This is a genomic window from Mycobacterium sp. E2733 (assembly GCF_001667585.1).
GTDB lineage: Bacteria > Actinomycetota > Actinomycetes > Mycobacteriales > Mycobacteriaceae > Mycobacterium.
This window is the reverse complement of sequence record NZ_LZJZ01000071.1, coordinates 1-555: the sequence shown is the minus strand read 5'-3', so window position 1 is coordinate 555 and position 555 is coordinate 1. Positions and strand designations below refer to the sequence as shown.

The window sequence follows — 555 nt, the reverse complement described above, 5'->3', positions numbered from 1 at the left end:
CATCGCCGTCTCACTGCTCAGCCTGGTCCTGCTGACCATCGCGCTGGCCACCCCGACCCATGACATGCGCATCCCGCGCAACCGGGCCGTCGTGATGCTGGTCATCGACATCTCGCAGTCCATGCGGGCCACCGACGTCCCGCCGAACCGGCTCAAGGCCGCCGAGGAGGCGGCCAGCCAGTTCGCCAGCCAGCTGACGCCGGGCATCAACCTCGGGCTGGTCGGCTTCGCGGGCACGCCGTACCTGCTGGTGCCGCCGACCCCGCAGCACCAGGCGACCATCGACGCCCTGAAGAAGCTCGACTTCGCCGACAGCACGGCCACCGGCGAGGCCATCTTCACCGCCCTGCACGCGGTGAGCGCCAACGCGATCACCGGGGGCGACACCCCGCCGCCGGCCCGCATCGTCCTGCTCTCCGACGGCAAGGAGAACAAGCCGTCCAACCCCAGCGATCCGCATGACGGGGCCTACACCGCGGCGCGGGCCGCCAAGGCCGAGGGCGTGCAGATCTCGACGATCTCCTTCGGCACGCCGTACGGCACCGTCGAGTACGA

The 555-nt window shown here is 70.6% G+C and carries 1 protein-coding gene; it reads left to right on the top strand.

Annotation, left to right across the window (positions count from 1 at the left end; genetic code table 11):
* Positions 1 to 555: VWA domain-containing protein (locus A5678_RS12630; RefSeq protein WP_156746893.1), on the top strand; the 555-nt coding region annotated here is incomplete at both ends.